Here is a 25,776-nt window from a genome sequence, read left to right on the forward strand (position 1 = left end):
GGGCGACGCGCACCCGCATCGGGCGCCGCACGAGCCGGTCATGGAAAGATGGTGGAATGTTCGACTCCCTCTCCGATCGGTTGACCGGTGCGCTGAAGGATCTGCGCGGCAAGGGCCGCCTCTCTGACGCCGACATCGACCGCACCTGCCGTGAGATCCGCCTTGCGCTGCTCGAAGCCGACGTGTCGCTTCCGGTGGTGCGTGCGTTCATCGCGCGCATCAAGGAACGCGCCAAGGGTGCCGAGGTCTCGGCGGCGCTGAATCCGGCCCAGCAGGTCGTCAAGATCGTCAACGAGGAACTCGTGGCGATCCTCGGCGGCGAGACGCGCCGCGTCCGGTTCGCCAAGACCCCGCCGACGGTGATCATGCTTGCCGGCCTGCAGGGTGCCGGTAAGACGACGCTTGCGGGCAAGCTCGGCGCCTGGCTCAAGAAGCAAGGCCACACCCCGCTGCTCGTCGCCTGCGATCTGCAGCGTCCCGGCGCGGTCTCGCAGCTCAAGATCGTCGGTGAACGCGCGGGCGTCCCGGTGTTCGCGCCGCATGCGGGCACCAGCATCAGCGGTGAGGCTGCCCCGATCGGGACCAATCCGCTCGGGGTGACCGCCGGTGACCCGGTGTCGGTGGCGACCGGCGGTGTGGCCGAGGCCCGGGCCAAGCACCACGATGTGGTCATCGTCGACACCGCGGGTCGTCTCGGTATCGACGCCGAGCTGATGAAGCAGGCCTCCGACATCCGCGACGCGACCCGTCCCGACGAGGTGCTGTTCGTCGTCGACGCGATGATCGGTCAGGATGCGGTCACCACCGCCGAGGCATTCGCCGAGGGCGTCGGGTTCACCGGCGTGGTGCTGACCAAACTCGACGGCGATGCCCGTGGTGGTGCGGCTCTGTCGGTGCGTGAGGTGACCGGCCAGCCGATCATGTTCGCCTCTTCGGGTGAGAAGCTCGAGGACTTCGACGTCTTCCACCCCGACCGGATGGCCAGCCGCATCCTCGGCATGGGTGATGTGCTCTCGCTCATCGAGCAGGCCGAGGAACACTGGGACGCCCAGCAGGCCGAAGAGGCCGCCGCCAAGATCACCCAGGGTGATCTGACCCTCGAGGACTTCCTCGAGCAGATGCAGATGATCCGCAAGATGGGTCCGATCGGCAACATTCTCGGCATGCTGCCCGGAGCGGGGCAGATGAAGGACGCCTTGTCGCAGGTCGACGACAAGCAGCTCGACCGCGTACAGGCGATCATCCGCGGTATGACGCCGGCCGAGCGGGACAACCCCAAGATCATCAACGCCTCTCGGCGTCTGCGTATCGCCAACGGCTCGGGTGTCACCGTCAGCGAGGTCAATCAGCTCGTCGACCGCTTCTTCGAGGCCCGCAAGATGATGGCGCAGATGTCCGGACGGATGATGGGCCCCGGCCGCAAGACCAACCGCAAGAAGGGCAAGGGGAAGAAGGGCAAGACCAAGGGCCGCGGACCCACGCCGCCGAAGGTGCGCGGTGGCTTCCCGGGGATGCCCGGTGGTTTCCCGGATCTGTCGAACATGCCCGCCGGACTCGACCAGCTCCCGCCCGGACTCGAGGGCATCGACATCTCCCAGTTCCAGCAGCCTAAGAAGAAGTAACCTGTCCGATGCCCGGAGACGTTGCCGCAGAACGCGACTCGATCCAGTATTCCCCGATCGACCACGGCGGGCCGCGGCACTACCGGGGGCGCGACCCGCTCACCGACGAACCGGTCGAGTTCTGGGTCCGAGCCGGTCGCATCCGGACCGAACCGATTGCCGACGCGCAGACCGCTGCCGACGATGTCTGGATTCTGCCGGGGCTCGTCGACGCCCACAATCATGTCGGCATCGCCCCCGGGCTCGGGGTGACGATCGATCAGGCGCGGGCGTTCGCACGGCAGGACGTGGCAGCGGGCACCCTGCTGATCCGGGAAGTCGGCTCACCACTGGACACCCACCCGCTCGACGACGACCCGCTGGCGCCGCGGTTCATCCGCTCGGGCAAGCACATCGCGCGGCCCAAACGGTACCTGCGTGATTACGGTGTGGATCTCGACGATCCCGACGAACTCGCCGACGAGGTGACGCGACAGGCGGCCGCGGGCGACGGCTGGGTCAAGATCGTCGGCGACTGGATCGACCGTGAGGTCGGTGACCTCGCGCCGCTGTGGGACCGTGCGCAGCTCGACGCCGCGGTTCGTGCCGCTCACGATGCCGGGGTGCGGATCACCGCGCACGTCTTCGGTACCGATGCGCTCGGTGACCTCATCGCCGCCGGAGTCGACTGCATCGAACACGGAACCGGGGCGACCGCCGATCACCTCGATGCCATGGCCGAGCGCTCTATTGCCTTGGTGCCCACAATGATTCAGGTCGACAATTTCCCGGGTATCGCGGACGGGGCGGACCGGTTCCCGACGTACGCGGCCAACATGCGCGCCCTGCACGCCCGTGCGGTGGACACCTTTGCCGCCGCGCGCGAGGCGGGGGTGAGGATCTTCGCTGGTACCGATGCCGGTGGTTTCGTCGGACACGGGCGCATCGTCGACGAGGTCGAACGGCTCGCCGGCATCGGTCTCGGTGCGCGTGGTGCGATCGCGGCGGCGAGTACCGAGCCGCGTCGGTGGCTGGGTGCCGACCTACTCGACGACGGCGATCGTGCCGACTTCCTGATCTTCGACGAGAATCCGGTCTCCGATCTCGGCGTACTCCGGCATCCCCGAGCGGTCGTCTGTTCCGGAATCCACGTCTGATCACACGTGTCACAGGGCCTCTGCACACGGGGGATTTGTGATCCAAATCACCCGTTGTCCATTGGTGCGTTTTATTACTGTTCGGTAGGGTCACAGATGCATTGCAGGCGTGATCAGTCCGCAACTGCATCCGGGCCGTCTGGGCGGCCCGGCCACGGGGCGAGTCCGATCGACGCGAATGCGCGAGACGGACCGACATGAAGCCGGACATGCGGTTATCTTTCGCGGGGTGGATAACCGCATGTCCGCACTTCCGGCGGGGTCGCCCGGCCGGGCAGGATTCACCCGATTTCTCCTCACTCACCCGGTCTGGCACAATGATCTGCTGGTTCGTCGGACCCGGTCACGCACCGCCCGACGGTCACACCGAGACAGATCGCAAAACCGGGCCCCACAACCGGTGGGGTCGCTGAATTGCGCAGTGACCACACGAAAGATGAAGACATGGCTGTCAAGATCAAGCTCACGCGGCTCGGCAAGATCCGCAATCCCCAGTACCGCATCGTCGTCGCCGACGCGCGCACCCGCCGTAACGGCCGCGCCATCGAGACCATCGGCAAGTACCACCCGAAGGAAGAGCCGAGCCTCATTGAGGTCGACTCCGAGCGCGCCCAGTACTGGCTCGGCGTCGGTGCGCAGCCGACCGAGCCCGTGGCCGCCATCCTCAAGGTGACCGGTGACTGGCAGAAGTTCAAGGGCCTCCCGGGCGCCGAGGGCACTCTGAAGGTCGCCGAGCCCAAGACCTCCAAGCTCGACCTGTTCAACGCTGCGCTCGCCGCCGCCGACAGCGAGCCCGTCGCCGAGGCGACCACCCCGAAGAAGAAGGCCGCCCCCAAGAAGGACGACGCACCGGCCGAGGCCGCTGACGACGCCTCCGCCGCCGAGGACAAGGCCCAGGCGTGAGCGCTGTCGTCGCCGATGCGGTGGAGCATCTGGTCCGCGGCATCGTCACCAACCCCGATGACGTTCGCGTCGAGCTGATCACCGGTCGTCGTGGCCGCATGGTCGAGGTTCACGTGAACCCCGAGGATCTCGGCAAGGTCATCGGCCGCAACGGCCGTACCGCGACTGCGCTGCGTACCCTCGTCTCGGGTATCGGTGGGCGCGGGATGCGTGTCGACATCGTCGACACCGACCGCTGATCTCTCCGAGCCCGATGGAGCTCGTGGTGGGCCGTGTGGCCAAGTCGCACGGTATTCGCGGCGAACTCGTCGTCGACGTCCGCACCGATGAGCCGCAGGAGCGGTTCGCGCGCGGGACGACCCTGCTCGGCCGACTGCCGCGAGGCGCAGGCGAGCGCACTTTCACGGTGACAGCCGCCCGGGAACATTCCGGGCGGCTGTTGCTGTCGCTGGCCGAGGTGACCGATCGGTCGGCCGCCGATGCCCTGCGTGGCACGCTGTTCCTCATCGACAGCTCGCAGGTCGATTCGGGCGACGACCCCGACGCCTTCTACGACCACGAGCTCGAGGGCGTCGCGATCTCGACGATCGACGGTGTTGCCGTGGGTGTCGTCGATTCCGTTCTGCACCTGCCGGCCAACGACATCCTGGTCGTTCGCACCGACGCCGATCGGGAGATTCTCATCCCGTTCGTCCGGGAGATCGTGCCGACGGTGACCCTCGAGGGCATCGAGATCGACCCGCCGCCCGGCCTGATCGACGACGGTGACGGTGACGGTGACACCGGCAGTGACGACGACGCCGAGGACCCGGCTCGGTGAGCAAGGAATCGCCCGCGTGCGCATAGACGTCGTCAGCATTTTTCCCGAGTATCTCGAGCCACTTCGGGTTGCGTTGTTGGGCAAGGCAATCGAGCGGGGCATCATCGAGCTCGGAGTGCACGATCTACGCGCGTGGGCACACGACGTCCACCGCAGTGTCGACGACTCGCCGTACGGCGGGGGTCCCGGCATGGTCATGAAACCCGAGGTGTGGGGTCCGTGTCTGGACGAGGTGTGCCCCGACGACGCGCTGCTCGTCGTCCCCACCCCGGCCGGTGTGCCGTTCGATCAGTCCGCCGCTCGTCGCTGGAGCAAGCACGCGCATCTGGTGTTCGCGTGCGGACGTTACGAGGGCATCGACCAGCGGGTCTTCGATGATGCGGCGCGCCGCGTGCGCGTCGAGGAGGTCTCACTCGGCGACTTCGTGCTGATCGGTGGGGAGGTGGCCGCGATGGCGATGATCGAGGCCACCGTCCGGCTGATACCCGGTGTCCTCGGCAATCCCCGCTCCCATCAAGAGGATTCGTTTTCCGACGGCCTGCTCGAGGGCCCCAGCTACACGCGGCCCGAGATCTGGCGGGACCTTCCGGTGCCACCGGTCCTGCTCTCCGGCGACCACGCGAAGGTGGCGGCCTGGCGTCACCAGCAGTCGATGCAGCGCACCCGAGAGCGCCGCCCCGACCTGTTGTCGGGTGCCGATCACCCCGATCCCTGACCCGTCCAGGCCTGTGGATTCCCGCCCCGCCGATGTCGGATTCGGGGGATATGATCGACCGATCCGCGTGAGTGGGGAGGCGACGGTGGGGGATTCCGGCAACAGTCGAATGATCAGTGCGCGCTGGGCAGACATGCTCGATGAGGTCGACCGGCAGCGCGGCGAGGTGCAGCGGGTGGCCGAGGCCGTCGCCGGGCTGACCGCCACGGCGACCAGCCCGGACCGCGCGGTGTCGGTGACCGTCGATGCGCGCGGCGTGCTGATCGAACTCGACATCACCCCATCGGCGATGCGTCGTTATCGGGGAGAGCAACTCGCGCAGCTGATCACCGGACTCGTCGCCGACGCCGATGGCACCTTGCGCACCCAACGCGCACAACTACTCACCGCCGCGACGGCGGTCACGCCTGCCCTCACCGACATCGAGCCGTCCGCCCGATGACCGCCGACCCGCACGGTATCGACGTCGACACCGACGTCACCGGCACGCTGCAAGCCGCACTGACCACCGCGGCCCGCCACCTCGACCAACTAGGAGCCGACCTCGAATCGATACTGGCGCACCTCGATTCGGCACTCGGCGACGATCCCGGCGCGCTGCGGTTCCGCAGCGGATTCGCCGACGCGGTGAGCACACTCGCCGGGACGGTGGCGAGTGCCGTCCGCGACGTCACCGACCACGCGGCGTTGATCGACGCGGGCACGCGCGACCTCGTCGACACCGACGATCGCGCGGCGCGCGGGCTCGACACTCGTGGGCGGCAGCGATGACGGTGCGATGAGCGGGCAACCGTCGAGCGGTGACACCCGCGCGCTGGCCGAGAGCCTCGTTCCCGGATGCTGGCCCACCAGCGACGACGCGGCCCTGCGTGAGGTCGTGTCCTCGCTGGCCGTGCTGCGCGGGCGTCTCGAACACATCGCGGCCGACCTCGCCACCGCCTTTCGCGACGTCGAGGGTGGGGCCGGCCGCTTCACCCGGGCGATTCTCGACGGATGCGATCGCCTCGTCGGCGGCGAGGACGCCGTGCTGACCACGACCGCGCGAGCAGTGGCTTCCGCCGCCGATACCGTCGAGGCGTTCGCCGACCTGACCGCCACGGCACGTCTGCGGGTCGAGTTGGTCACGGCGATCACCGACCGCGACCGGATGATCGGTGCGCTCGCGGCGTCGCTCGGCGACGACACACCGGCCGTACGGGCGGCGAGTGCCGGTCGGATGGCACTGACGGCAGCCGGCGACGAATACACCGAACAGTCCGGGGCACTCACCCTCGAGCGATCCGACCCGGTGGCGTCGGGCGCCGGTGATCACACCGACGACCGGGCCGGCAGCGCCGCCGCCACGAGCGGGATGATGCCGATGGGCGGCTTCGCCGGACTCGGCGCGGCCGCCGCCGGCGCAGGGGCGGGCGCAGGTGCCGCGGTCCGGCGTGTCGCGGCCGGCGCACGATCCGACCATGACGCGGAGCCCGGCGAGCCTCCCGAACTGACGCGCGCCGAGTATGACGCGCTCGCCCGCCGGGCGGCAGCCGTCCAGGCGTCACTGCCCGGTGCCGTCGGATCGTGGGTGCAGATCGCCGTGGGGGTGGGGGAGCACCCGGAGACCGGTCGGATGGTGGTGATCGGAACCAGCGACCCGGTGCCCTACCTGCGTCGGGGCATGTCGATACGGACCGGTGAGGAACTCGTCGGCGACGGGCGTGCCCCGGAGATCGCGCTGTTACACCACATGCAGAACTCCGGTGTCATCCCGCTGGCGGTCGCCACCGCGTCACCTCCGTCGGCGCACTCCCGAGCGGTGATCGCGGCGTCGGGAGCCGCGCTGGTCGCCACCGCGTCGCGGTCGTCGCGCGGTGCCACCGGGCCGTGACCGGCGATTTCGTCGGGCCGGGGGTCGTCTGGCACAATAGTCGGGTTGCCTGATGCCGATGTCCCCAGCGGACGTCCATCCGGGCACACACCATGACTCGGAGCACGAACCGGTCGAACCACACTCCTGACCTCGGGTGATCCCCGGGGGAGCAGGGTGGGCCGCCAGGTTCCTCTGTTCACGCCACGCCAGAATAAGGACCACGACACATGAACATCCTGGACACCATCGACAAGCAGTCGTTGCGCGACGACATCCCCGTATTCGGTCCCGGTGACACCCTTGACGTCCACGTCAAGGTCATCGAGGGCAGCAAGGAGCGCGTCCAGGTCTTCAAGGGCGTCGTCATCCGTCGCCAGGGCGGTGGCATCCGCGAGACCTTCACCGTCCGCAAGGTCTCCTTCGGTGTCGGCGTGGAGCGTACCTTCCCGGTGCACAGCCCCACCATCGCCAAGATCGACGTTCTCACCCGCGGTGACGTGCGCCGCGCGAAGCTGTACTACCTGCGCGATCTCCGCGGCAAGGCAGCCAAGATCAAGGAAAAGCGCTGACGCGTCTACCCTGACGACGTGGCTGACACCTATCGCGACGGCGCCGGGGACGACCGCGCCCACGGCGCCGGCAGCACCGATCCGTCGGGCAGCGCCGATCCCTCCGACGATGACGGTTCGCGTACCTCGCGGCCGTGGCGGACCACGAGCGACAAGCCCGAGAAGAAGAAGGGCTCGTTGCTGCGGGAGACGATCATCATCGTCGCCTGCGTCCTGCTGATCAGCTGGATTTTGCAGACCTTCATCGGTCGTCAGTACGTCATCCCTTCCGAGTCGATGGAGCCCACCCTCATCGGGTGCACCGGCTGCTCCAACGACCGGATCTTCGTCGACAAACTCTCCTACACGTTCGGGGACCCCAAGCCCGGCGACGTCGTCGTCTTCAAGGTCCCCGATTCGTGGGGGGAGGACGGCTGGGTCTCGCCGCGTTCCTCGAATCCGGTGGTGCACCATCTGCAGGATGCATTGTCCTGGTTCGGCTTTGCACCACCGGACGAGAACGACTACGTCAAGCGCATCATCGCCGTGGGCGGCCAGACCATCGAATGCCGCAACAGCGAGGGCGTCGGTGTGAAGGTCAACGGCAAGGCTCTCAAGGAGCCCTACGTCAACATGGCGCTGCAGCAGCAGAATCTCGCCAACGGCACCGCCACGCCGAGCGCGATCGGCGATGACGGCAAGCTCAACAGCTGCCTGGGCAAGGATTTCGGTCCGATCACCGTGCCCAAGAACAGCGTGTTCGTGATGGGCGACAATCGCACCCGATCCTCGGATTCGCGCTATCACATCACCGCGAGCAGTGATGGCACGGTCCCGGTCGACGACATCCGCGGCAAGACGCAGTTCATCATCTACCCGTTCTCCCGGATGGGCGGTGTGGGCTCGGTCGACCCGCAGCAGTGAGCGGCACGCCATGATCAGCGACGTACCCGTCCGATCGGCGTCACCCGTGTCGATGTCGGCCTGCGGGGTGACGCGATGAGCCGGTGGCCACCACGATTCCCGGTCCGTCGCGCCGCGGCTCTGCGGACCTACGAGTTCACCCTGCACCGCAGCGGGCTCGGGCCGGTCGCCGGAGTCGACGAAGCCGGGCGCGGCGCATGTGCCGGGCCGCTGGTCGTCGCCGCATGCGTGTTGCGGCCCACCCAGCTCGCCTCGCTGGCCGAGCTCGACGACTCCAAGAAGCTGACCGAGGCGGCGCGCGAGAAGCTTTATCGTGCGGTCACCCGCTACGCCGAGTCGTGGTCGGTGGTGGTCATCGAGGCCCACGAGATCGACCGGATCGGCATTCACGTCGCCAACATCGAGGGGATGCGCCGTGCGGTCGCCGGGCTCGACGTCGTTCCGGGATATGTACTCTCCGACGGCTTCCCGGTGCCCGGGTTGACGGTGCCCTCGCTCCCCGTCATCGGCGGCGACGGTGCGGCCGCGTGTATCGCCGCGGCCAGCATCCTGGCGAAGGTGACCCGTGACCGCATCATGGTCGCGATGGACGGCGAGGTGCCCGGCTACTCGTTCGCCGTCCACAAGGGCTACAGCACCGCGCTACACATGTCCTGTCTCGACCGACTCGGACCTTCTGCGCAACACCGGATGTCCTACCGCAACGTCGCGTCGCGGCGGCTGCTCGACACCGGTGAGCCCGGTGTCGGCGCGGTCGCGCCCGACGCCGACGACCACGCGTCCCGCGATAGGCTTACAGGATGAGCGCTGAGGATCTCGAGAAGTACGAGACCGAGATGGAGTTGTCCCTGTATCGCGAGTACAAGGACATCGTCGGCCAATTCACCTACGTGGTCGAGACCGAGCGCCGCTTCTATCTTGCGAACGCCGTCGAACTGGTGCCCCGCAACGCCGAGGGCGAGGTCTACTTCGAGCTCCGCATGAGCGATGCCTGGGTATGGGACATGTACCGTCCGGCCCGGTTCGTCAAGCAGGTGCGTGTGCTCACCTTCAAGGACGTCAACATCGAGGAACTCGAGAAGCCCGAGCTGCGGTTGCCCGACGAGCCCTGAGCCCGGCTGTGACCGCCGTCTGCGAGCCGATGCTCGATCTGACGTCGCCTCGTGGTGGGGTTTTTCCTGCCTGATTTTCTCCACAGTTTTCGCCGTGTGCACGGTGGTGGGGGTGTTGTGGGCCGTGGGGGCCGGTGGTGTGGGTGTGAGGGGCGATCGTTGTCGTCATGACAGCGGAACCTGTGAGAGCCCGGGGTGGTCGTCTGGGGCGGGCGGAGGTGGCCCGGCTCGGTGAGGATCGGGCGGCCGAGTTCGTGACCGAGTTGGGTTGGTCGATCCTGGAACGCAATTGGCGTAATCGTTACGGCGAGTTGGATCTGATCGCCTTCGACGGACGTCGGTTGGTGGTGGTGGAGGTCAAGACGCGGGCGTCGCGGGTCTTCGCCGACCCGGTGGCGGCGGTGACGGCCGACAAGTTGGCGCGGATGCGTAAGTTGACGCGGATGTGGTTGGCGCAGCAGAAGATGTGGTGGCCGGGCATTCGGTTCGACGTCATCTCGGTGCAATTGGATCGGTCGAATCCGTCGGCGATGGAGCGGGCGGAGGTGCGCCATCATGTCGGTATCACCGAGTGAGGATCTGGTGCCGGCGCGTATGTCGTTGGGGCGCACGCATTCGGTGGGTTTGAATGCGTTCGAGGCCAAGCAGGTCGAGGTGCAGGCCAATGTGGGGCAAGGGCTTCCGTCGTTTGCGATCGGCGGTAACGTCGATGCGTTGTTGCGGGAGGGCCGGGATCGGATTCGGGCGGCGATCACCAACTCGGGGTTCACGTTTCCGGATCTGAAGGTGACGGTCAATCTGTCGCCGGCGACGATGCCCAAGCGTGGCTCGGCGCATGATCTGGCGATCGCGGTGGCGATTCTGGCTGCGCGTGACCAGGTTTCGCCGGTGAAGTTGTCCTCGACGGTGATGTTGGGGGAGTTGGCGCTCGACGGCGGGATTCGGCCGGTGGCCGGGGTGTTGCCCGCGGTGATCGAGGCGCGGAATGCGGGGTTTGCGCGGGCGGTGGTGCCGTTGGCGACGGTGGCTGAGGCGTCGTTGGTGTCGGGGATCGAGGTCGGTGGGGCGCGCACGTTGGGGGAGGTGGTGCGGTGGCTGGCGGGGTCGTTCGTGCTCGACACGGTCGATGAGAATGCGGTGCCGCCGCCGGTGGCCGCGGTTGCCGACATGGTCGATGTGGTGGGCCAGGCGCAGGCGCGGCATGCGCTCGAGATCGCCGCTGCCGGAAGCCATCACGTGTTGATGACGGGGCCGCCCGGGATCGGGAAGACGATGCTGGCGCGGCGGTTGCCGGGGATCCTGCCGCCACTGGACGACGAGGAGTCGCTGGAGGTGACCGCGATCCATTCGATCGCGGGGGTGCTTTCGCCGGGGTCGCCGTTGGTCAGTGCGCCGCCGTTCATCGATCCGCATCACACGACGACGACCACCGCGCTGCTCGGTGGCGGGACCGGGATGGCGCGACCGGGGGCGGTGTCGTTGGCCCACCGCGGGGTGCTGTTCCTCGACGAGTGCGCCGAGATGGGTCCGAAAGTTCTCGATTCCCTGCGCCAACCGGTCGAGGAGGGGGTGGTCAAGGTGCCGCGGCGCGACGGGGTGGCCGTCTATCCCGCGCGGTTCCAGCTGATCCTGGCTGCCAACCCGTGTCCGTGCGCACCGACGCGGGATGTGCAATGCATCTGTAGTGCGGTGGTCCGACGGCGCTATCTGGGCAAACTGTCGGGACCGCTGATGGATCGCGTCGACATCCGGGTGCGGATGGATCCGCCCGGCAACGTCGCGCTGGCCACCGAGACCGGTGAGTCGAGCGCCGACATCCGCGCGCGGGTCACCGCTGCACGCGGCGCCGCTGCCGAGCGGTGGCGCGAATTCGGTTGGCGCACCAATGCCGAGGTACCCGGGCCGGCGTTGCGCAGGCGTTTCCGGCTGCCGCCCAAGGTCGTTCGGCCGGTGGACCTGAGCTTGCGCGAGGGGCGACTCACCGCGCGCGGCGCAGATCGCGCGCTGCGGCTGGCCTGGACGCTGACCGACCTGGCAGGGGGCACGGTGCCCACCGAAACCGAAGTGGCCCAAGCACTTCTCTACCGCGATCGGGGGAGCTATCGATGACGACGACCGAATCCGAACGACGCGCGTGGGCCTATCTGGCCCGCGTCGCCGAACCGCCGTGTGTGCCGCTGACGGCACTGGTCGCCGAGATCGGTGTCCTCGAGGCCGCGGCGGCCGTCGCGCGCGGGCAGGTGCCGCGCGGGCACGAGGCCGTGCTCAAGGCGACGCAGGCGCGTGCCGGCGACGACCGCTCGGAGTCGGACCTGGCGGTCGCCGAGAAATGCGGTGCGCGGCTGGTGACCCCGGACGACGACGAATGGCCGGGGTTCTCGCTGCTGGCGCTGGCGAACGCCGACACCGGTGAACGCGGAGGGATGCCGCTGGCGCTGTGGGCGCGCGGCCCGGCCCGGCTGGACGATCTCGCGGCGGCCTCGATCGCCCTCGTGGGATCGCGTGCCGCCTCGTCCTACGGCGAGCACGTCACCGGCCTGCTCGCCGAGGAACTCGTCGAGCACGGATGGGCCATCGTCTCCGGTGCCGCGTTCGGGATCGACGGGGTGGCCCATCGCGCGGCGCTCGCCAGTGGCGGCGCGACGATGGCGGTGCTCGCATGCGGCATCGACCGCGACTATCCCGCAGCGCACTCCCGGCTGCTCGCCGAGATCGCCGACCGCGGCGTCATCGTCTCCGAGTACCCGCCGCACACCACCGCGGCCCGTCACCGATTCCTCACCCGCAATCGGCTCGTCGCCGCCTTGTCCAACGCCGTGGTGGTGGTCGAGGCGGGTGCTCGCTCCGGTGCGGTGAGCACGGCCGCGTGGGCGGTGAAACTCGGGCGGCCGCTCGGTGCGGTGCCGGGGCCGGTGACCTCGGCGACCTCGGTCGGCTGTCACGAGCTGATCGCCGACGGACGCGCCGCACTCGTGGCCGATGGTGCCGCCGTGCGGACGATGGCGGCCCCCGACGGCGGGGGAGTCGCCGACCGGGGATCACCACGCAGCACCGATGGACTCACGCCGGTACAACAGCGCGTCCACGATGCGCTGCCGGGTCGCGGCGCAGTCACGGTCGAGGAGGTGGTGTTCTCGGCAGGCGTGGAGATCGGCGAGGTCCGGGCGGCGCTTGCCGTGCTGGAACTCGGTGGTCTGGTGGCCATGGAGGGCAGCGGGTGGCGCCTGGCCTGACGTCCTCACTCGGACCCACAGGTTAGGTTGACCTAACCCGGCGTACTGTGGTTCGGGTGAAGGAGGTCCCATGGCCAAGCGAGTGAACACGATGACGGTCCTGCGGCGTGAACAGATCACCCCGCACATGGTGCGACTGTTTCTCGGGGGAGACGGATTCGACGACTTCGTGCCCGCCGTCGGCAAGGACGGACGCGCCGAGACGGACATGTACGTCAAGCTGATCTTCATGCCCGAGGGGGTGGAGTTCCCCGACGACTTCGACCCTCGGGCATCGAGATCGCTTCCGCCCGAACAACAACCCACGCTGCGGACCTATACCGTGCGTAAGGTCGACGCCGAGCGTCGAGAACTGCTCATCGACTTCGTCGTGCACGGCGACGAGGGCCTCGCCGGGCCCTGGGCGGCGAGTGTCGACCCTGGTACCACCGTCCACTTCCTCGGCCCGGGAAGCGGATATCACCCCGATCCGGCCGCACCGTGGCACCTGCTCGCCTGTGACGAGGCGGGGCTGCCCGCCGTCGCCGCGGCACTCGAGGCACTGCCGTCCGATGCCGTGGCCAAGGTCTTCATCGAGGTCGCCGGTCCCGACGATGAACTCGAGTTGAGCGCACCCGCCGGTGCCGAGATCACCTGGCTGCATCGCGGTGGCGGGGCAGGTGAGGTCGGCGAGGACAAGGCCGGTGACAACGCGCCGCTCGTCGCCGCGGTCCGGGAGACAGCCTGGCTCGAGGGAGAGCCGCAGGTGTTCATCCACGGAGAGGCGCAGGCCGTCATGCACAACCTGCGCGCCTATGTCCGCAAGGAGCGCGGGGTGAGCGCGGCCAACGCATCGATCTCCGGGTACTGGCGACGCGGCCGTACCGAGGAGGGATTCCGGCAGTGGAAGGCCGAACTCCGCGAGACCGAGGAAGGCGCCGAGAAGCCGGGGCTCGGACAACGGGTGCGCAACCTCGTCCGTTGAGGCAACCTCGACCCGTCACGATCGGGTCCGGCCGTACCGATCCGGCAACGACACGGCGTGTGTGGTTGCCGGATCGGCGGTCGGGCGATGTGCTCGGGGCATGAGCGAGGCAGACGGCATCGATGGGTCGGGAGCCGTCGACGGTGCGGGCGCCGACGGCGGACGCGGACCCACGGTGCTGGCCGACTTCGCCGAGTATCTGCGATTCGAGAAGGGGCACAGCGAACACACGATCCGCGCCTACACCGGTGACGTTCGCGGACTGATCAGTTTCGCCGGAGCGCGTGGCGCGTCGATCTCGGCGATCGATCTCGGCCTACTGCGCGCGTGGCTGGCCGAACACACGCGTCGCGGCGCCGCGCGCACCACCGTTGCCCGTCAGGTGTCCTCGGCGAAGGCCTTCTGCGCGTGGGCCGTTCGCGAAGGTCTGTTCGCGAGTGATCCGTCGAGCCGCCTGCAGGCGCCTCGGGCGCACCGCACCCTGCCCGCGGTGCTGACCGCCGAGCAAGCCGCGGCCGCGGTGTCCGCGGCCTCGTCGGCGCCCACCGGTGACTCGGCCGCCGAGGGCGACGACGTCGGACCGATCGCCCTGCGCGACCGGGTCATCCTGGAGTTGCTCTACGGCAGCGGGATTCGCGTCGGCGAGTTGTGCGGACTCGACCTCGACGACGTCGACACCGGTCGCCGCGTCCTGCGGGTGATCGGCAAGGGCGACAAGCAGCGGACCGTTCCGTTCGGGTTACCCGCCGACCATGCCGTACAGGCCTGGCTGTCCCGCGGTCGCCCCCGCCTGGCCACCGACGGCTCGGGTGCGGCGCTGCTGCTCGGTGCGCGGGGCGGACGCCTGAACCAGCGCACGGCGAGGACCGTGGTGGCCACGGCCGTGGCCGCGATCGACGGACCGCGGATGGGCCCGCACGGCTTGCGCCACAGCGCCGCAACGCATCTGCTCGAGGGTGGCGCCGACCTGCGGGTGGTGCAGGAGCTGCTGGGCCACTCCTCGCTCGCCACCACCCAGCTCTACACCCACGTCAGCGTCGAACGCCTGCGTGCCGCTCATCGGCAGGCCCACCCCCGCGCGTGAGTCGCTCACGGTGACAGCAGCCCCTCGAGCGGTTTGAGTCGCACCTGTATCGCGCCGAGGAGTGCCAGCGGGTTGAGATAATCCGCGGCGCGGCCGCTCCCGCGTCGTGCTCCCCAATGCAAGCACGCCGCAGCCTCACACTCTGGGTGGCCCGCCTCGATCGTCCCGATCACCTGTCCGCGACGCACCCGGACACCCCGACGCACGCCGGCGCGGACCGGCTCGTAGGTGGTGATGATCCCGTCGTCGTGCTCGATCGACACCGTCGGTTTGCCCGCCACGACCCCGGCGAAGCGGACGATCCCGTCACCCGCGGCCAGAGCCGCGGCGCCGGAGGTGGTGGCGAGATCGATTCCACGGTGCCCGGGCTGCCAGCGTTGGGTCGGTTCGTCGAACCCGCGGACCACCGTCGGCCGGGGCGGCAGCGGCGCCGAGTACCGCGAACCCGGTGGCGTGGCGACAGTCGCCGCGGACATCGGCTGTGCGCCGACGAGCGCGGGCACCGCCACCAGCAACGACACGACAACGGCGAGTTCGACCATGCCGATGACGAGGGGGCGCCGAAGGCGCAGGAGAATGGTCATGACAGATCAGACGCAGCGCACCGACGATCCGCTCCCTTCGGGCCGAACGAATTCCGCGGAACGGTTGCACGGCCGCGATTCCGCAGAGCTGCGCAGGTCGGATTTTGGAGCTGTGCTGGGCGTACGCGTATGCTGATCGGGCACCTCGCCGACGGCGGGGTGACTTCGCGCGCTCGTCACCAGATCGCCTCCCGTCGTGGTGGAGATCGACAACCTTCCGCGTGGGCGGTCCCGGTACCCCCGGGTTCCGCGCGGATGCGGGCGCCAGGGTTCGGACCACCCGGTACCGAGCATCAACCGACACAAAGGAATGAGACCTCATGGCTGTCGTGACCATGAAGCAGCTGCTGGACAGCGGCGCACACTTCGGGCATCAGACCCGCCGTTGGAACCCGAAGATGAAGCGATTCATCTTCACCGACCGCAACGGCATCTACATCATCGACCTGCAGCAGACGCTGACCTACATCGACAAGGCCTACGAATTCGTCAAGGAGACCGTCGCCCACGGCGGCACCATCCTGTTCGTCGGGACCAAGAAGCAGGCGCAGGAGTCGATCGCCGGTGAGGCGACCCGCGTCGGCATGCCGTATGTCAACCAGCGCTGGCTCGGTGGCATGCTCACCAACTTCCAGACCGTCCACAAGCGTCTGCAGCGTCTCAAGGAACTCGAGACCATGGAGCAGACCGGTGGCTTCGAGGGTCGCACCAAGAAAGAAATCCTGATGCTGACCCGCGAGAAGAACAAGCTCGAGCGGACCCTCGGTGGTATCCGCGATATGGCCAAGGTGCCTTCCGCCATTTGGGTGGTGGACACCAACAAGGAGCACATTGCTGTCGGTGAGGCACGCAAGCTCAACATCCCGGTCATCGCGATCCTCGACACCAACTGCGACCCCGACGTCGTCGACTACCCGATCCCGGGCAACGACGACGCCATCCGCAGCGCCGCGCTGCTCACCCGCGTCATCGCCTCGGCGGTTGCCGAGGGCGTGCAGGCCCGGGCCGGTGCGGCATCGGACGACTCCAAGCCGGAGGCCGGCAGCGGCGAACCCCTCGCCGAGTGGGAGCAGGAACTGCTCACCCAGGCCACCGCGCCCGCCGAGGGCGACGCCACCCCGGCGTCCTGACCCCCGGCGTACCCACGGGACGCGCCGAGTAACCGATCACTCTCTCTAAGGAGGCTCGCCAACGATGGCGAACTACACCGCAGCCGATGTGAAGCGTCTCCGCGAGCTCACCGGCTCTGGAATGCTGGACTGCAAGAAGGCGCTCGAGAACAACGACGGCGACTTCGACAAGGCCGTCGAGGAACTGCGCATCAAGGGCGCCAAGGACGTCGGCAAGCGTGCCGAGCGGTCCACCGCCGAGGGTCTCGTCGCCGCCAAGGACGGCGCGATGATCGAGCTCAACTCCGAGACCGACTTCGTCGCCAAGAACGCCGAGTTCCAGGAACTCGCCGACCAGGTGCTCGACGCCGCGCTGGCCGCCAAGACCAGCGACGTCGAGGAGCTCAAGGCAGCCAAGCTCGGTGACGGCACCGTCGCCGACGCCGTGCAGGCACTCTCGGCCAAGATCGGCGAGAAGCTCGAACTGCGTCGCGTCGTGTTCTACGACGGTCCCGTCGCGATCTACCTGCACAAGCGTGCGTCGGATCTGCCGCCGGCCGTCGGCGTGCTGGTGTCCTACACCGGTGAGGGCGACGCCGCAGCCGAGGCCGCGCGCAACGCCGCGCAGCAGGTTGCCGCGCTCAAGGCCCGTTACGCCAGCGAGGACGAGGTCCCCGAGGACGTCAAGGCCGACGAGCGTCGTATCGCCGAGGAGACCGCCAAGGCCGAGGGCAAGCCCGAACAGGCTCTGCCGAAGATCGTCGAGGGCCGGCTCAAGGGCTTCCTCAAGGACGCGGTCCTGGTGAACCAGCCGTTCGTCAAGGACTCGAAGAAGACCGTCAAGGACGTTCTCGACGAGGCCGGCGCGACCGTCAAGGGCTTCACCCGCTTCGAGGTCGGCCAGGCCTGACCGACCCGTCACGAGGCCATCCGCGAGGGCCCCGATCCACCACGGTGGGTCGGGGCCCTCGTGCATGTCGGGCTCAAGGTCACCGCGGGCCCCTCATCGCGCCGGCCGCGGCCGGCGCAGTCCGAGACACAACCCGGCCACGACCACGGCAGCGGCGGCCAACACCCACAGCGTCGAACGAAACGCGCCGACGAAGGTCCGCGCGGCCACCTCGCGACGTGCGGCGTGGATCTGCGGGGCGGTCTGGGCGGTGAGTCGGCCGACGATTCCGGACCTCTCGCCCTGCGTCGCGCACCCGGGAGCGGGGCGATCGGGATGCGGCGAGGTCAGCTGGGCGGAAGCACACGTCGTGAAGCGGTCGACGACGAGGCCGCGCACGGCCGGGTCGATGGAGGTCGTCTCGAGTGAGACTGCCAGGTTCGAGCCCGCTGCCGGGACGGCCGTCGCAGACTGGGCCGCGACCTGGCCGAAGAAGAACATCGTGACCACCGCCAGGCCGATCGACGCGCCGATCTGCTGGACGGTCGGAACACATCCCGATGCCGAGCCGACCGTCTCGGGTGCAGTGTCGGCCAGGATCGTGGTCTGCAGGGGAGCGACGAACAAGCCGGTACCCGCGCCCCCGATCAGCAGCGGTGCGATCACCGCCGGTACGGACAGGGTTGCGCTGTCCGGCGTCAGCGTCACCGCGAGCCAGCCGAAGCCGACGGCCACCACCATCGCACCACAGCTCAACACCGTTGATGCGCCCAGACGTTCGGCGAGCACACCCGAGGACACCGAGCCCACGATCGCGCCGATCGCGAACGGCAGTGCCAGCATTCCGGTGCGCAGCGGCGAGTACCCCAAGCCGAATTGGGTCGACACCGACACGGTGAAGAAGAACCCCGCGAACACGCTGAAGAACATCAACGACAGCAGAAGGCCGACGGTGAACCGGCGCGCCGTGAACAGGTCGGTACGCAGCAGCGGTCGGCCACCCGTTCGGGTGAGTCGCCGCTCGTGAAAGGCGAAGGCGATCAACAGGACTGCCGAGCCGGCCAACATCGCCCACAGCTGCGGTGGCCACCCCTGCTCGCGTCCGACGGCGAGCGGATAGAGCAGACCGAACAATCCGGCGCTGGACAGCACGACCCCGACGACATCGGGCCGGCCGCGCACACCGTCGCGCATCTGGGGGAGCCGCCCGGCGGCGAGCAGACATCCGACGACGCCGATCGGTACGTTGACGAAGAAGATCGTGCGCCAACCCCAGCCGGCGATGTCGGCGCTGATCAGCACGCCGCCGATGACCGGGCCCAGCATCGCGGCCACCCCCGCGACCGCGCCGTAGATGCCGAAGATCCGGGGATGCAGCGGCTTGGCGAACAGTGCGGTGATCAGCGCCAGGGTCTGTGCCGACATCAGCGCCGCACTGATCCCCTGGAGGCCGCGGAACACGATGAGTTCGGTGGGGGTGCGGGCGACGCCGCACAGCACCGATGCGACGGTGAAGGCGATCAGTGCGGACATGAACAAACGTCGTCGCCCGTATCGCCCGCCGAGCGTGGACGCGGTCAACAGCGTGCACGCGAACGCGAGCGTGTACACGCTCAGGACGAACAACTGCTGGGCCGTCGAGGCGCCGAGTTCGACCGTCAGGTCGGGTAGTGCGATGTTGACGATGGTGGTGTCGAGCATTTGCATGAACACCCCGAGCAGGGCGCCGGCGAGGGCCAACCACGAGCCGCGCGGCGGCACCGGGGCGGGCGCGTCACACGCGGAACTGTTCTGTGAGGCTGGGTGATTCGTGTGCTCGATACCGGTCATCGGCCGGATCAGGTGAGCGCGAGCGCCGTCGGACGATAGTCGCCGGAGCGGGCGATGGTGGCCATGATCGTGCGCAGTGCGTCGGTGTATCGGGGGAGCGCCACATGCGCCTCTTCGGTGTCGGGGAACAGCAAGGTCATCGACGTCTGGTCGCGGAATCGGTTGATCCACATGAACACCTCCTCGCTGCTGCCCCGATTGCCGTACAGGCAACCGTTGATGGCGTCGAAGACGTCGACGCCGGGGAGTTTGCGCACATCGACGTAGGACACCATCGGTACCGACCACCCCGGTGTCACGTCGATGCCGTCATCGTGCTCGACCAACTCGAGTACCCGATGCAATGACACATCGGTGAGTTCCTTACCCGCCGTGTAGCTTTCGGCTGCCGGGCCGACGATCGAGGTGAACGTCGCGTCGGCGCCGACGGTGATCGGCACCGGGATCAGACTGGTGAACCAGCCAACCGAATTCAGTGCCGGTCCCGGCGCCCGGGTGCTCTTCGGAGTCATGCCGAGATAGTCTGTGCACCCGGTGAACTCGTAGCTTGCCAGTGCGGCCACCGCCATCAGTCCCGCGGTCATGTTGGAGTCGTGTGCGCGACAGATGTCCTCGAAACGTTGCGCCTCGTCTTCGGAGAAAACCGACATCGTCAGGAGTGCGCTGCGTGTGTGGCCCTCGCTCTCGCCACCGAGTGGCAACGGGAATCCTGGCAGCACACCGCCATTGGCCTCGAGGAGCTCCACCCAACGGCACACCTGCGGAGACTGCCGTGTCAGGGCGGCCGAGACGCTGCGCTCGTGCTCGCAATACTCGATGTAGCTGCCCACCTCCGGCAGCCCGGTGTCGAGTCCGAAGGCCTCGTTCATGTACAGCGTGATCAGTTCGGTACAGGTCAATGCCTGCGAAATACCGTCGGTGTCAAGGTGATCGATCGCTCCGTACATGGTGAAGCCGCCCTCCCACTCGATCGCTCCGAAGGTGAAGCAGTCCCACGAGAACGGCCCCGGTGTCTCGTTCTGGATCTGTTCACGAATCGCTGTGGCCGAGTCCATGTCCCCGTGTGTGGTGGGGGTCATCGAGATGATGGCCGGGTCGACGACGTGGCGGGCGATGGAGCCGTCGGGCTCCTCGGAGAACCAACAGCGGAAGGTGTCGTGGCGTCGTAGGAAGGTGTCGATGGCGCGGGTCAGCGCGTCGGCGTCGAGCGGTGAGTGGAAATCGAAGGCCTGCAGGCACAATCGGGAGAATCGGAAGCCCGCGGACTGATTGCGTTGCGCAGCACGAAGGTAGGCCTCCTGCTGATGGGACGGCGGGACCGGATGGATGGGCGCGCCGGTGGCCGCGGCCACCGCGGTCGGTGACATCGTCCAGCTGGTCAGCCGACCGATGCGGGGCTCCCATTCGTCGATGAGGCCGAAACTGACCACGACAACCTCGATTCTCGAGAAGTAGATTTCGTGCGACGCACGCAATGGCCCGTATCGGGCGGCGTGTCGAAAAGTGCTGCAGGACACACACGTTGTGGGGTGACAGTACAGCCGTCCCGCGGCATTGGCAACCAGTCACAGTTGATCAATTCGACCAAACCGACTGCACAACAGTGTATTTGATCGCAGTTGGTCAGATGACTCAGTTGGTCTTCGGTCAAACTGTGGACAAGTGTTCACGCCATCGGGCACACTTCCGAGCGTCGACCCGCCAGGTCGGCACCACTCATCGACGCCCCGCGTTCTCTGGTTCCGTGTTCTCCGGTTCAGCGGGACCCCGTCACCGGAGGAATCCTCATGCCGTCGCCCATACCCCGCCCCCGCGTCATTCGCCGGCCCAGGGTCACACCGATTGTGGTTGTGCTGGCCGTGTTTCTCGCAGCAGCCGTCGTGTCGACCGCCGGAACCGCACAGGCGGCTCCGGGCGGCGCGAGCATCGTCTACCGACACGACGTCGCGCCTCGAGAGATCGCGGTGGGCGTGTACTCGCCGGCGATGCGACGCACCATCGACGTCCGGATGATCCCCGCACGCAGTGCGCACGCGCCGACGCTGTACCTGCTCAACGGCGCGGCCGGAGGCGACGGCGGCAGCAGTTGGTTCGATCAGACCGACATCCGCACCTTCTTCGCCGACGACGACGTCAACGTGGTGGTCCCGATGGGTGGTGCGGCGAGCTACTTCACCGATTGGCGTCGCGACGATCCGGTCCTCGGCCGTCAGAAATGGGCCACCTTCCTGACTTCCGAGCTGCCCACCGTCATCGACGGCGACCTCGGTGGCAATGGTCGCAACGCCATCGCAGGGATCTCGATGGCCGGGACGTCGGTGTTCCAACTGGCCCTGCGCGCGCCGAACCTGTATCGGGCGCTGGGCTCGTTCAGTGGTTGCGCGCAGACGAGCGACCCCGTGGGACAGGCCGCGGTGCGCATGGTCGTCGAGGGCCGGGGACACGGCAACACGGTCAATATGTGGGGTCCTCCCGCCGATCCCGAATGGCGGGCCAACGACCCCTATGTCCACGCCGACCGATTCCGCGGCAAGTCGATCTACATCTCCAACGGGTCGGGTACGCCCGGCCGCTACGACACGCTGAACGGACCGGGTATCGACGGCGACGCGACCAAACTGTCCGAGCAACTGGCCGTCGGCGCGGTCATCGAAACGGCCACCGATGCCTGCTCCCACAACCTGCAGCGGCGCATGACGCAGCTGGGCGTGGCGGCGACGTTCCACTTCTATCAGGGAGGCACGCACGCCTGGCCCTACTGGCAGGACGAGTTGCACCGCGCGTGGCCGCAATTCGCGCAGGCACTCGCGAGGTGACGATCACGACCGGGCAGGACGCCGCGACCTGGTGGGAATCGAACACCTGGTCCCTCGCCGCGCCCCACGGCGCCCGACCGTTTCGGGCCGGCGCCCTTGACGACCTCGTCGCAGCCAAGGCCGGCCGATCCATTTCGGTGGTGGTGCCCGTGGTCGGGGATGGCGCGGCGGTGGACGTGGTGCTCCGCGCATTCGCGTCGCACTCCGGGCGGCTGGTCGATGAGGTCGTGGTGAGCACCGACGGCACCGACGGCGCCGGCGGCGCGTGCGAGGCGTCCGGCGTCCGCGTGATCCCCAGGCCGTCGGTGCTGCCGGGGCTCGCGACCCTGCCCGGGCGGGGCGAGGTCGTGTGGCGCTCGGTGGCCGCGGCCACCGGTGACATCGTCGTGGTCCTCGACGGTGCGCGACCGGAACCGGGGGACGTCGCGCGACTCGTCGAACCTCTGCTCACCGTCGACGAGTTGCGGCTGGTCAAGGGCTACCGCCACAGACTCGTCGCCGACGACGCCGATCCGGTCGGAGGCGGTCGGGTCACCGAGTTGATGGTCCGCCAGCTGATCGCCGCGCTGAGGCCCGAGCTGTCCGGGGTGATCGAGCCCCTGGCCGGTGAGTTCGCCGCCGATCGGGACCTGTTGACATCGATTCCGTTTGCACCCGGCGACGGTGTCGACATCGGGATCCTGCTCGACACACTCCACCGCGACGGGATCGACGCCATCGGCCAGGTGGAGCTCGCGTCGCGATCTCACCGTGAAGACGGACTGCGCGAGGGCGGCGTCACGTCGCGACAGATCGTCGCGACCTTCCTCCGACGTGTCGGGATCGACGATTCGACGGAGCCGTTGACGCAGTTCGTACCCGACGGGCAGGGTGGTTTCGATCCGATGCGCAACTATCCGGTGGTGCACGGTCGGCCGCCGCTGTGCGGGATCGACATCACCGTTGGCTGCTGAGGTGTACGCCGGAACGGTCATCGTGACTGCTCAGCGGTGATACAACGACGTTCTGCTCGGCTGGTGGAGGGTGTCCGGCGCGTCTTTTTGCTGCCGGTCGGTGGCGCCGCGCTCCGATTCGGACGGACGGGACCATAAGATGGTGAGTCGAACCGACGAGTGAGGATGTTGATGAGCGAAACCCCCGACACCCGACAGTCCGAACGTAGCGGCTTCGGCCGCGTGCTCCTCAAGCTCGGTGGCGAGATGTTCGGCGGGGGAGAGGTCGGCCTCGATCCCGACGTGGTCGCCACGGTCGCCGACCAGATCGCCGAGGTCGTCGAGTCCGGTGCGCAGGTGGCCGTGGTCATCGGCGGCGGGAACTTCTTCCGTGGCGCCGAACTGCAACAACGCGGCCTTGACCGCGCGCGCTCGGACTACATGGGCATGCTCGGTACGGTCATGAATTGCCTTGCGCTGCAGGACTTCCTGGAGAAGCGTGGAATCACCACCCGAGTGCAGACAGCCATCACGATGGGTCAGGTGGCCGAGCCGTACCTCCCGTTGCGTGCGCAGCGACATCTGGAGAAGGGCCGGGTGGTCATCTTCGGCGCCGGGATGGGCATGCCCTACTTCTCCACCGACACCACCGCCGCGCAGCGTGCGCTCGAGATCAAGGCCGAGGTCGTGCTGATGGCCAAGGCCGTGGACGGCGTCTACAGCGCCGACCCCCGCGTCGATCCCGATGCCACGCTGTTCCGCGAGATCACCCACCGTGAGGTCCTCGACCGAGAACTGAAGGTGGCCGATGCGACCGCCTTCAGCCTCTGCATGGACAACAAGATGCCGATGTTGGTGTTCAATCTGCTGGAACGTGGGAACATCGCGCGTGCCATCGCCGGAGAGCGCATCGGGACACTGGTGAGGACCTGATCGGCGGAGGCCAGACCCACCACCGATCCCGACGAACCGGCGAGCCGCATCCAGCCCGACCCGCCACGACGAAACAGGAACACACAATGATCGACGACACGCTGCTCGACGCCGAGGAAAAAATGGAGAAGGCGGTGAGCGTCGCGCGTGAGGACATGGGTTCGATCCGGACCGGACGGGCCAACCCCGCGATGTTCAACAAGGTGGTCATCGAGTACTACGGCGCCATGACACCGATCACCCAGGTCGCGAGTATCAACACCCCGGAACCCCGGCTGGTGGTGATCAAGCCGTACGAGGCGTCGACCCTGCGAGACATCGAGACCGCCATCCGCAACTCCGATCTCGGTGTGAACCCGACCAACGACGGGACGCTGATCCGCGTCGCCGTGCCGCAGCTGACCGAGGAGCGCCGCAAGGATCTCGTCAAACAGGCCAAGGGCAAGGGTGAGGACGCCAAGGTCTCCATCCGCAACGTCCGTCGCAAGGCGGTCGAAGAACTCAAACGCATCCAGAAGGACGGCGAGGCCGGTGAGGACGACGTGGTCCGCGCCGAGAAGGATCTCGACAAGACCACTGCCGGGTATGTGGCGCAGGTCGAAGAACTCGTCAAGCACAAGGAATCCGAGCTTCTCGAGGTGTGAGCGACGTCCGCGGTGTGAGTATCACCGGGGGCGACGACCGAGATGAGGCAAGACGGACGAGTCGAGACGACAGGCGGAAACGACAACGATGTCACACGAATCGTCGGGGACCGGCGGCACACCCGGCGACCCAGAATCCCCCGACGCCGCCCCGTCCGAGTCCGCCGCTCCTGATACCGCACGCCCCGGCGAGGCAGATGCCGCCGTGCCGCGTAAGTCACGGGCCGGTCGTGACCTTCCGGCGGCGATCGGGGTCGGGCTGACCCTGGGCGTCAGCATCATCCTGATTCTGCTGTTCGCGCCGTGGGTCTGGTACATCGTCGTGTCGGTGGCGTTCGCGATCGCCACCTGGGAGGTCACCAAACGACTGCGCGACGGCGGCTACGACGTGGCGTTCTGGCCACTGCTCGTCGGCGGTCAGGCGATCATCTGGTGCAGCTGGCCATGGGGGACAACCGGGGTCCTGGTGGCGTTTGCGGCCACGGTCCTCGTCATCATGGTGTGGAAGCTGTTGGCACAGGGCATCACTCGTGCCCCCGAGAACTATTTGCGCAATCTGTCCGCATCGGTGTTGGTACTCGCTTGGCTGCCGCTGCTGGCTTCTTTCGGCGTGCTGATGGTGCATCAGGATCACGGAGCCGCACGCGTGGCGACCTTGATGATCGTCGTCGTGTGTTCCGACGTCGGCGGCTACGCGGCGGGGGTGCTGTTCGGCAAACACCCGATGGCGCCGGCCATCAGCCCGAAGAAATCGTGGGAAGGGCTGGCGGGCTCGCTGGTGGTGGGTACCGCGGGTGCTGTGTGCACCACGATGTTCCTGCTCGACACCCAGTGGTGGGTCGGCGTGATCCTGGGACCGGTCCTCGTGGTGTGCGCAACGCTGGGCGATCTCGTCGAATCGCAGGTCAAGCGCGATCTGGAGATCAAGGACATGGGGACCCTGCTGCCCGGTCACGGCGGCATCATGGACCGGCTCGACTCACTGTTGCCGTCGGCGTTCATCGTCTGGGCCGTGCTGACCGCACTGCTCTGAGTCGGGCTCACCAGCTCGACAGCGCCCTCCATCTCGCCGACGGCGCTCTTCACATCGACGGCGGCGCTCCTCGAAGCGCTCTCGGCGGAATAC

At 67.9% G+C, this 25,776-nt stretch carries 28 protein-coding genes; 25 read left to right on the forward strand and 3 right to left on the reverse strand.

What is annotated here, in order from left to right; translation table 11 throughout:
* The first annotated feature begins 56 nt into the window (after positions 1-56).
* The 18 genes from ffh (at position 57) to J6U32_RS14085 (ending at position 14,913) form a co-directional block, all read left to right on the forward strand.
* The gene (ffh, locus tag J6U32_RS14000) at positions 57-1,622 is read left to right on the forward strand and encodes a signal recognition particle protein (RefSeq protein ID WP_208790884.1); all 1,566 of its coding nucleotides are present in this window, start codon (positions 57-59) and stop codon (positions 1,620-1,622) included.
* 8 nt (positions 1,623-1,630) lie between these two features.
* Positions 1,631-2,758: an amidohydrolase family protein gene (locus J6U32_RS14005; protein WP_208790885.1), complete on the forward strand. Its 1,128-nt coding sequence runs from the start codon at positions 1,631-1,633 to the stop codon at positions 2,756-2,758.
* 444 nt (positions 2,759-3,202) lie between these two features.
* Positions 3,203-3,661, forward strand: coding sequence for a 30S ribosomal protein S16 (rpsP, locus tag J6U32_RS14010; RefSeq protein ID WP_208790886.1), 459 nt, complete (start codon positions 3,203-3,205; stop codon positions 3,659-3,661).
* The gene (locus tag J6U32_RS14015) at positions 3,658-3,900 is read left to right on the forward strand and encodes an RNA-binding protein (protein ID WP_208790887.1); all 243 of its coding nucleotides are present in this window, start codon (positions 3,658-3,660) and stop codon (positions 3,898-3,900) included. Before rpsP ends, J6U32_RS14015 begins: the two co-directional genes overlap by 4 nt.
* Positions 3,901-3,914: 14 nt before the next feature.
* The gene (gene rimM, locus J6U32_RS14020; protein ID WP_208790888.1) at positions 3,915-4,481 is read left to right on the forward strand and encodes a ribosome maturation factor RimM; all 567 of its coding nucleotides are present in this window, start codon (positions 3,915-3,917) and stop codon (positions 4,479-4,481) included.
* A 16-nt stretch (positions 4,482-4,497) separates the two neighbouring features.
* Positions 4,498-5,196, forward strand: coding sequence for a tRNA (guanosine(37)-N1)-methyltransferase TrmD (trmD, locus tag J6U32_RS14025; protein WP_208790889.1), 699 nt, complete (start codon positions 4,498-4,500; stop codon positions 5,194-5,196).
* Positions 5,197-5,263: 67 nt separating this feature from the next.
* On the forward strand, positions 5,264-5,638 hold the full coding sequence (locus J6U32_RS14030) for a YbaB/EbfC family nucleoid-associated protein (RefSeq protein WP_244331954.1): 375 nt from the start codon (positions 5,264-5,266) through the stop codon (positions 5,636-5,638).
* Positions 5,635-5,967 (forward strand): hypothetical protein, encoded by a 333-nt coding sequence (locus J6U32_RS14035; RefSeq protein ID WP_208790890.1) that lies wholly within the window; start codon positions 5,635-5,637, stop codon positions 5,965-5,967. The genes J6U32_RS14030 and J6U32_RS14035 overlap by 4 nt, the downstream gene beginning before the upstream one ends.
* Positions 5,968-5,974: 7 nt before the next feature.
* A complete protein-coding gene (locus J6U32_RS14040; RefSeq protein ID WP_208790891.1) occupies positions 5,975-7,066 on the forward strand; it encodes a hypothetical protein in 1,092 nt (363 codons plus the stop codon).
* Positions 7,067-7,275: 209 nt separating this feature from the next.
* Positions 7,276-7,617: a 50S ribosomal protein L19 gene (gene rplS / locus J6U32_RS14045; protein ID WP_208790892.1), complete on the forward strand. Its 342-nt coding sequence runs from the start codon at positions 7,276-7,278 to the stop codon at positions 7,615-7,617.
* 18 nt (positions 7,618-7,635) lie between these two features.
* Positions 7,636-8,520: a signal peptidase I gene (gene lepB / locus J6U32_RS14050; protein WP_208790893.1), complete on the forward strand. Its 885-nt coding sequence runs from the start codon at positions 7,636-7,638 to the stop codon at positions 8,518-8,520.
* Positions 8,521-8,595: 75 nt separating this feature from the next.
* Positions 8,596-9,324, forward strand: coding sequence for a ribonuclease HII (locus J6U32_RS14055; protein WP_208790894.1), 729 nt, complete (start codon positions 8,596-8,598; stop codon positions 9,322-9,324).
* Complete coding sequence (locus J6U32_RS14060; RefSeq protein ID WP_006371311.1) at positions 9,321-9,632, forward strand: DUF2469 domain-containing protein; 312 nt, start codon at positions 9,321-9,323, stop codon at positions 9,630-9,632. Before J6U32_RS14055 ends, J6U32_RS14060 begins: the two co-directional genes overlap by 4 nt.
* Before the next feature lie 167 nt (positions 9,633-9,799).
* Complete coding sequence (locus J6U32_RS14065) at positions 9,800-10,207, forward strand: YraN family protein (RefSeq protein WP_208790895.1); 408 nt, start codon at positions 9,800-9,802, stop codon at positions 10,205-10,207.
* Between the two features lie 19 nt (positions 10,208-10,226).
* Positions 10,227-11,741 (forward strand): YifB family Mg chelatase-like AAA ATPase, encoded by a 1,515-nt coding sequence (locus J6U32_RS14070; RefSeq protein ID WP_208796117.1) that lies wholly within the window; start codon positions 10,227-10,229, stop codon positions 11,739-11,741.
* Positions 11,738-12,865, forward strand: a complete 1,128-nt coding sequence (gene dprA / locus J6U32_RS14075; RefSeq protein WP_208790896.1) for a DNA-processing protein DprA — start codon at positions 11,738-11,740, stop codon at positions 12,863-12,865. Before J6U32_RS14070 ends, dprA begins: the two co-directional genes overlap by 4 nt.
* Before the next feature lie 70 nt (positions 12,866-12,935).
* Positions 12,936-13,829: a siderophore-interacting protein gene (locus J6U32_RS14080; RefSeq protein ID WP_208790897.1), complete on the forward strand. Its 894-nt coding sequence runs from the start codon at positions 12,936-12,938 to the stop codon at positions 13,827-13,829.
* 100 nt (positions 13,830-13,929) lie between these two features.
* Complete coding sequence (locus tag J6U32_RS14085) at positions 13,930-14,913, forward strand: tyrosine recombinase XerC (protein WP_244331956.1); 984 nt, start codon at positions 13,930-13,932, stop codon at positions 14,911-14,913.
* 5 nt (positions 14,914-14,918) lie between these two features.
* Here the strand turns inward: J6U32_RS14085 and J6U32_RS14090 are convergent, their stop codons facing one another.
* Positions 14,919-15,497 (reverse strand): peptidoglycan DD-metalloendopeptidase family protein, encoded by a 579-nt coding sequence (locus tag J6U32_RS14090; protein WP_208790898.1) that lies wholly within the window; start codon positions 15,495-15,497, stop codon positions 14,919-14,921.
* Between the two features lie 320 nt (positions 15,498-15,817).
* Between J6U32_RS14090 and rpsB the strand changes: the two genes are divergently transcribed.
* Together rpsB and tsf are read left to right on the forward strand one after the other, a co-directional pair.
* Entirely contained in the window at positions 15,818-16,627 is an 810-nt protein-coding gene (gene rpsB / locus J6U32_RS14095; RefSeq protein WP_006371318.1) for a 30S ribosomal protein S2, read from the forward strand.
* 64 nt (positions 16,628-16,691) lie between these two features.
* Complete coding sequence (tsf, locus tag J6U32_RS14100; protein WP_208790899.1) at positions 16,692-17,516, forward strand: translation elongation factor Ts; 825 nt, start codon at positions 16,692-16,694, stop codon at positions 17,514-17,516.
* 93 nt (positions 17,517-17,609) lie between these two features.
* Here the strand turns inward: tsf and J6U32_RS14105 are convergent, their stop codons facing one another.
* Both J6U32_RS14105 and J6U32_RS14110 read right to left on the reverse strand, forming a co-directional pair.
* Complete coding sequence (locus J6U32_RS14105; RefSeq protein WP_208790900.1) at positions 17,610-19,325, reverse strand: DHA2 family efflux MFS transporter permease subunit; 1,716 nt, start codon at positions 19,323-19,325, stop codon at positions 17,610-17,612.
* 8 nt (positions 19,326-19,333) lie between these two features.
* Entirely contained in the window at positions 19,334-20,755 is a 1,422-nt protein-coding gene (locus J6U32_RS14110; RefSeq protein ID WP_208790901.1) for a condensation domain-containing protein, read from the reverse strand.
* A gap of 357 nt (positions 20,756-21,112) precedes the next feature.
* Between J6U32_RS14110 and J6U32_RS14115 the strand changes: the two genes are divergently transcribed.
* The 5 genes from J6U32_RS14115 to J6U32_RS14135 all read left to right on the forward strand — a co-directional run bounded on the left by J6U32_RS14115 (position 21,113) and on the right by J6U32_RS14135 (position 25,683).
* On the forward strand, positions 21,113-22,141 hold the full coding sequence (locus J6U32_RS14115) for an alpha/beta hydrolase (RefSeq protein WP_208790902.1): 1,029 nt from the start codon (positions 21,113-21,115) through the stop codon (positions 22,139-22,141).
* A complete protein-coding gene (locus J6U32_RS14120; protein WP_208790903.1) occupies positions 22,138-23,094 on the forward strand; it encodes a glucosyl-3-phosphoglycerate synthase in 957 nt (318 codons plus the stop codon). Before J6U32_RS14115 ends, J6U32_RS14120 begins: the two co-directional genes overlap by 4 nt.
* A gap of 171 nt (positions 23,095-23,265) precedes the next feature.
* Entirely contained in the window at positions 23,266-24,006 is a 741-nt protein-coding gene (gene pyrH / locus J6U32_RS14125; protein WP_208790904.1) for a UMP kinase, read from the forward strand.
* Between the two features lie 86 nt (positions 24,007-24,092).
* Entirely contained in the window at positions 24,093-24,650 is a 558-nt protein-coding gene (gene frr / locus J6U32_RS14130) for a ribosome recycling factor (protein WP_208790905.1), read from the forward strand.
* A gap of 88 nt (positions 24,651-24,738) precedes the next feature.
* Complete coding sequence (locus J6U32_RS14135) at positions 24,739-25,683, forward strand: phosphatidate cytidylyltransferase (protein WP_208790906.1); 945 nt, start codon at positions 24,739-24,741, stop codon at positions 25,681-25,683.
* The last annotated feature ends 93 nt before the right edge of the window (positions 25,684-25,776 follow it).

Origin of the sequence: Gordonia polyisoprenivorans (assembly GCF_017654315.1) — a bacterium.
GTDB lineage: Bacteria > Actinomycetota > Actinomycetes > Mycobacteriales > Mycobacteriaceae > Gordonia > Gordonia polyisoprenivorans_A.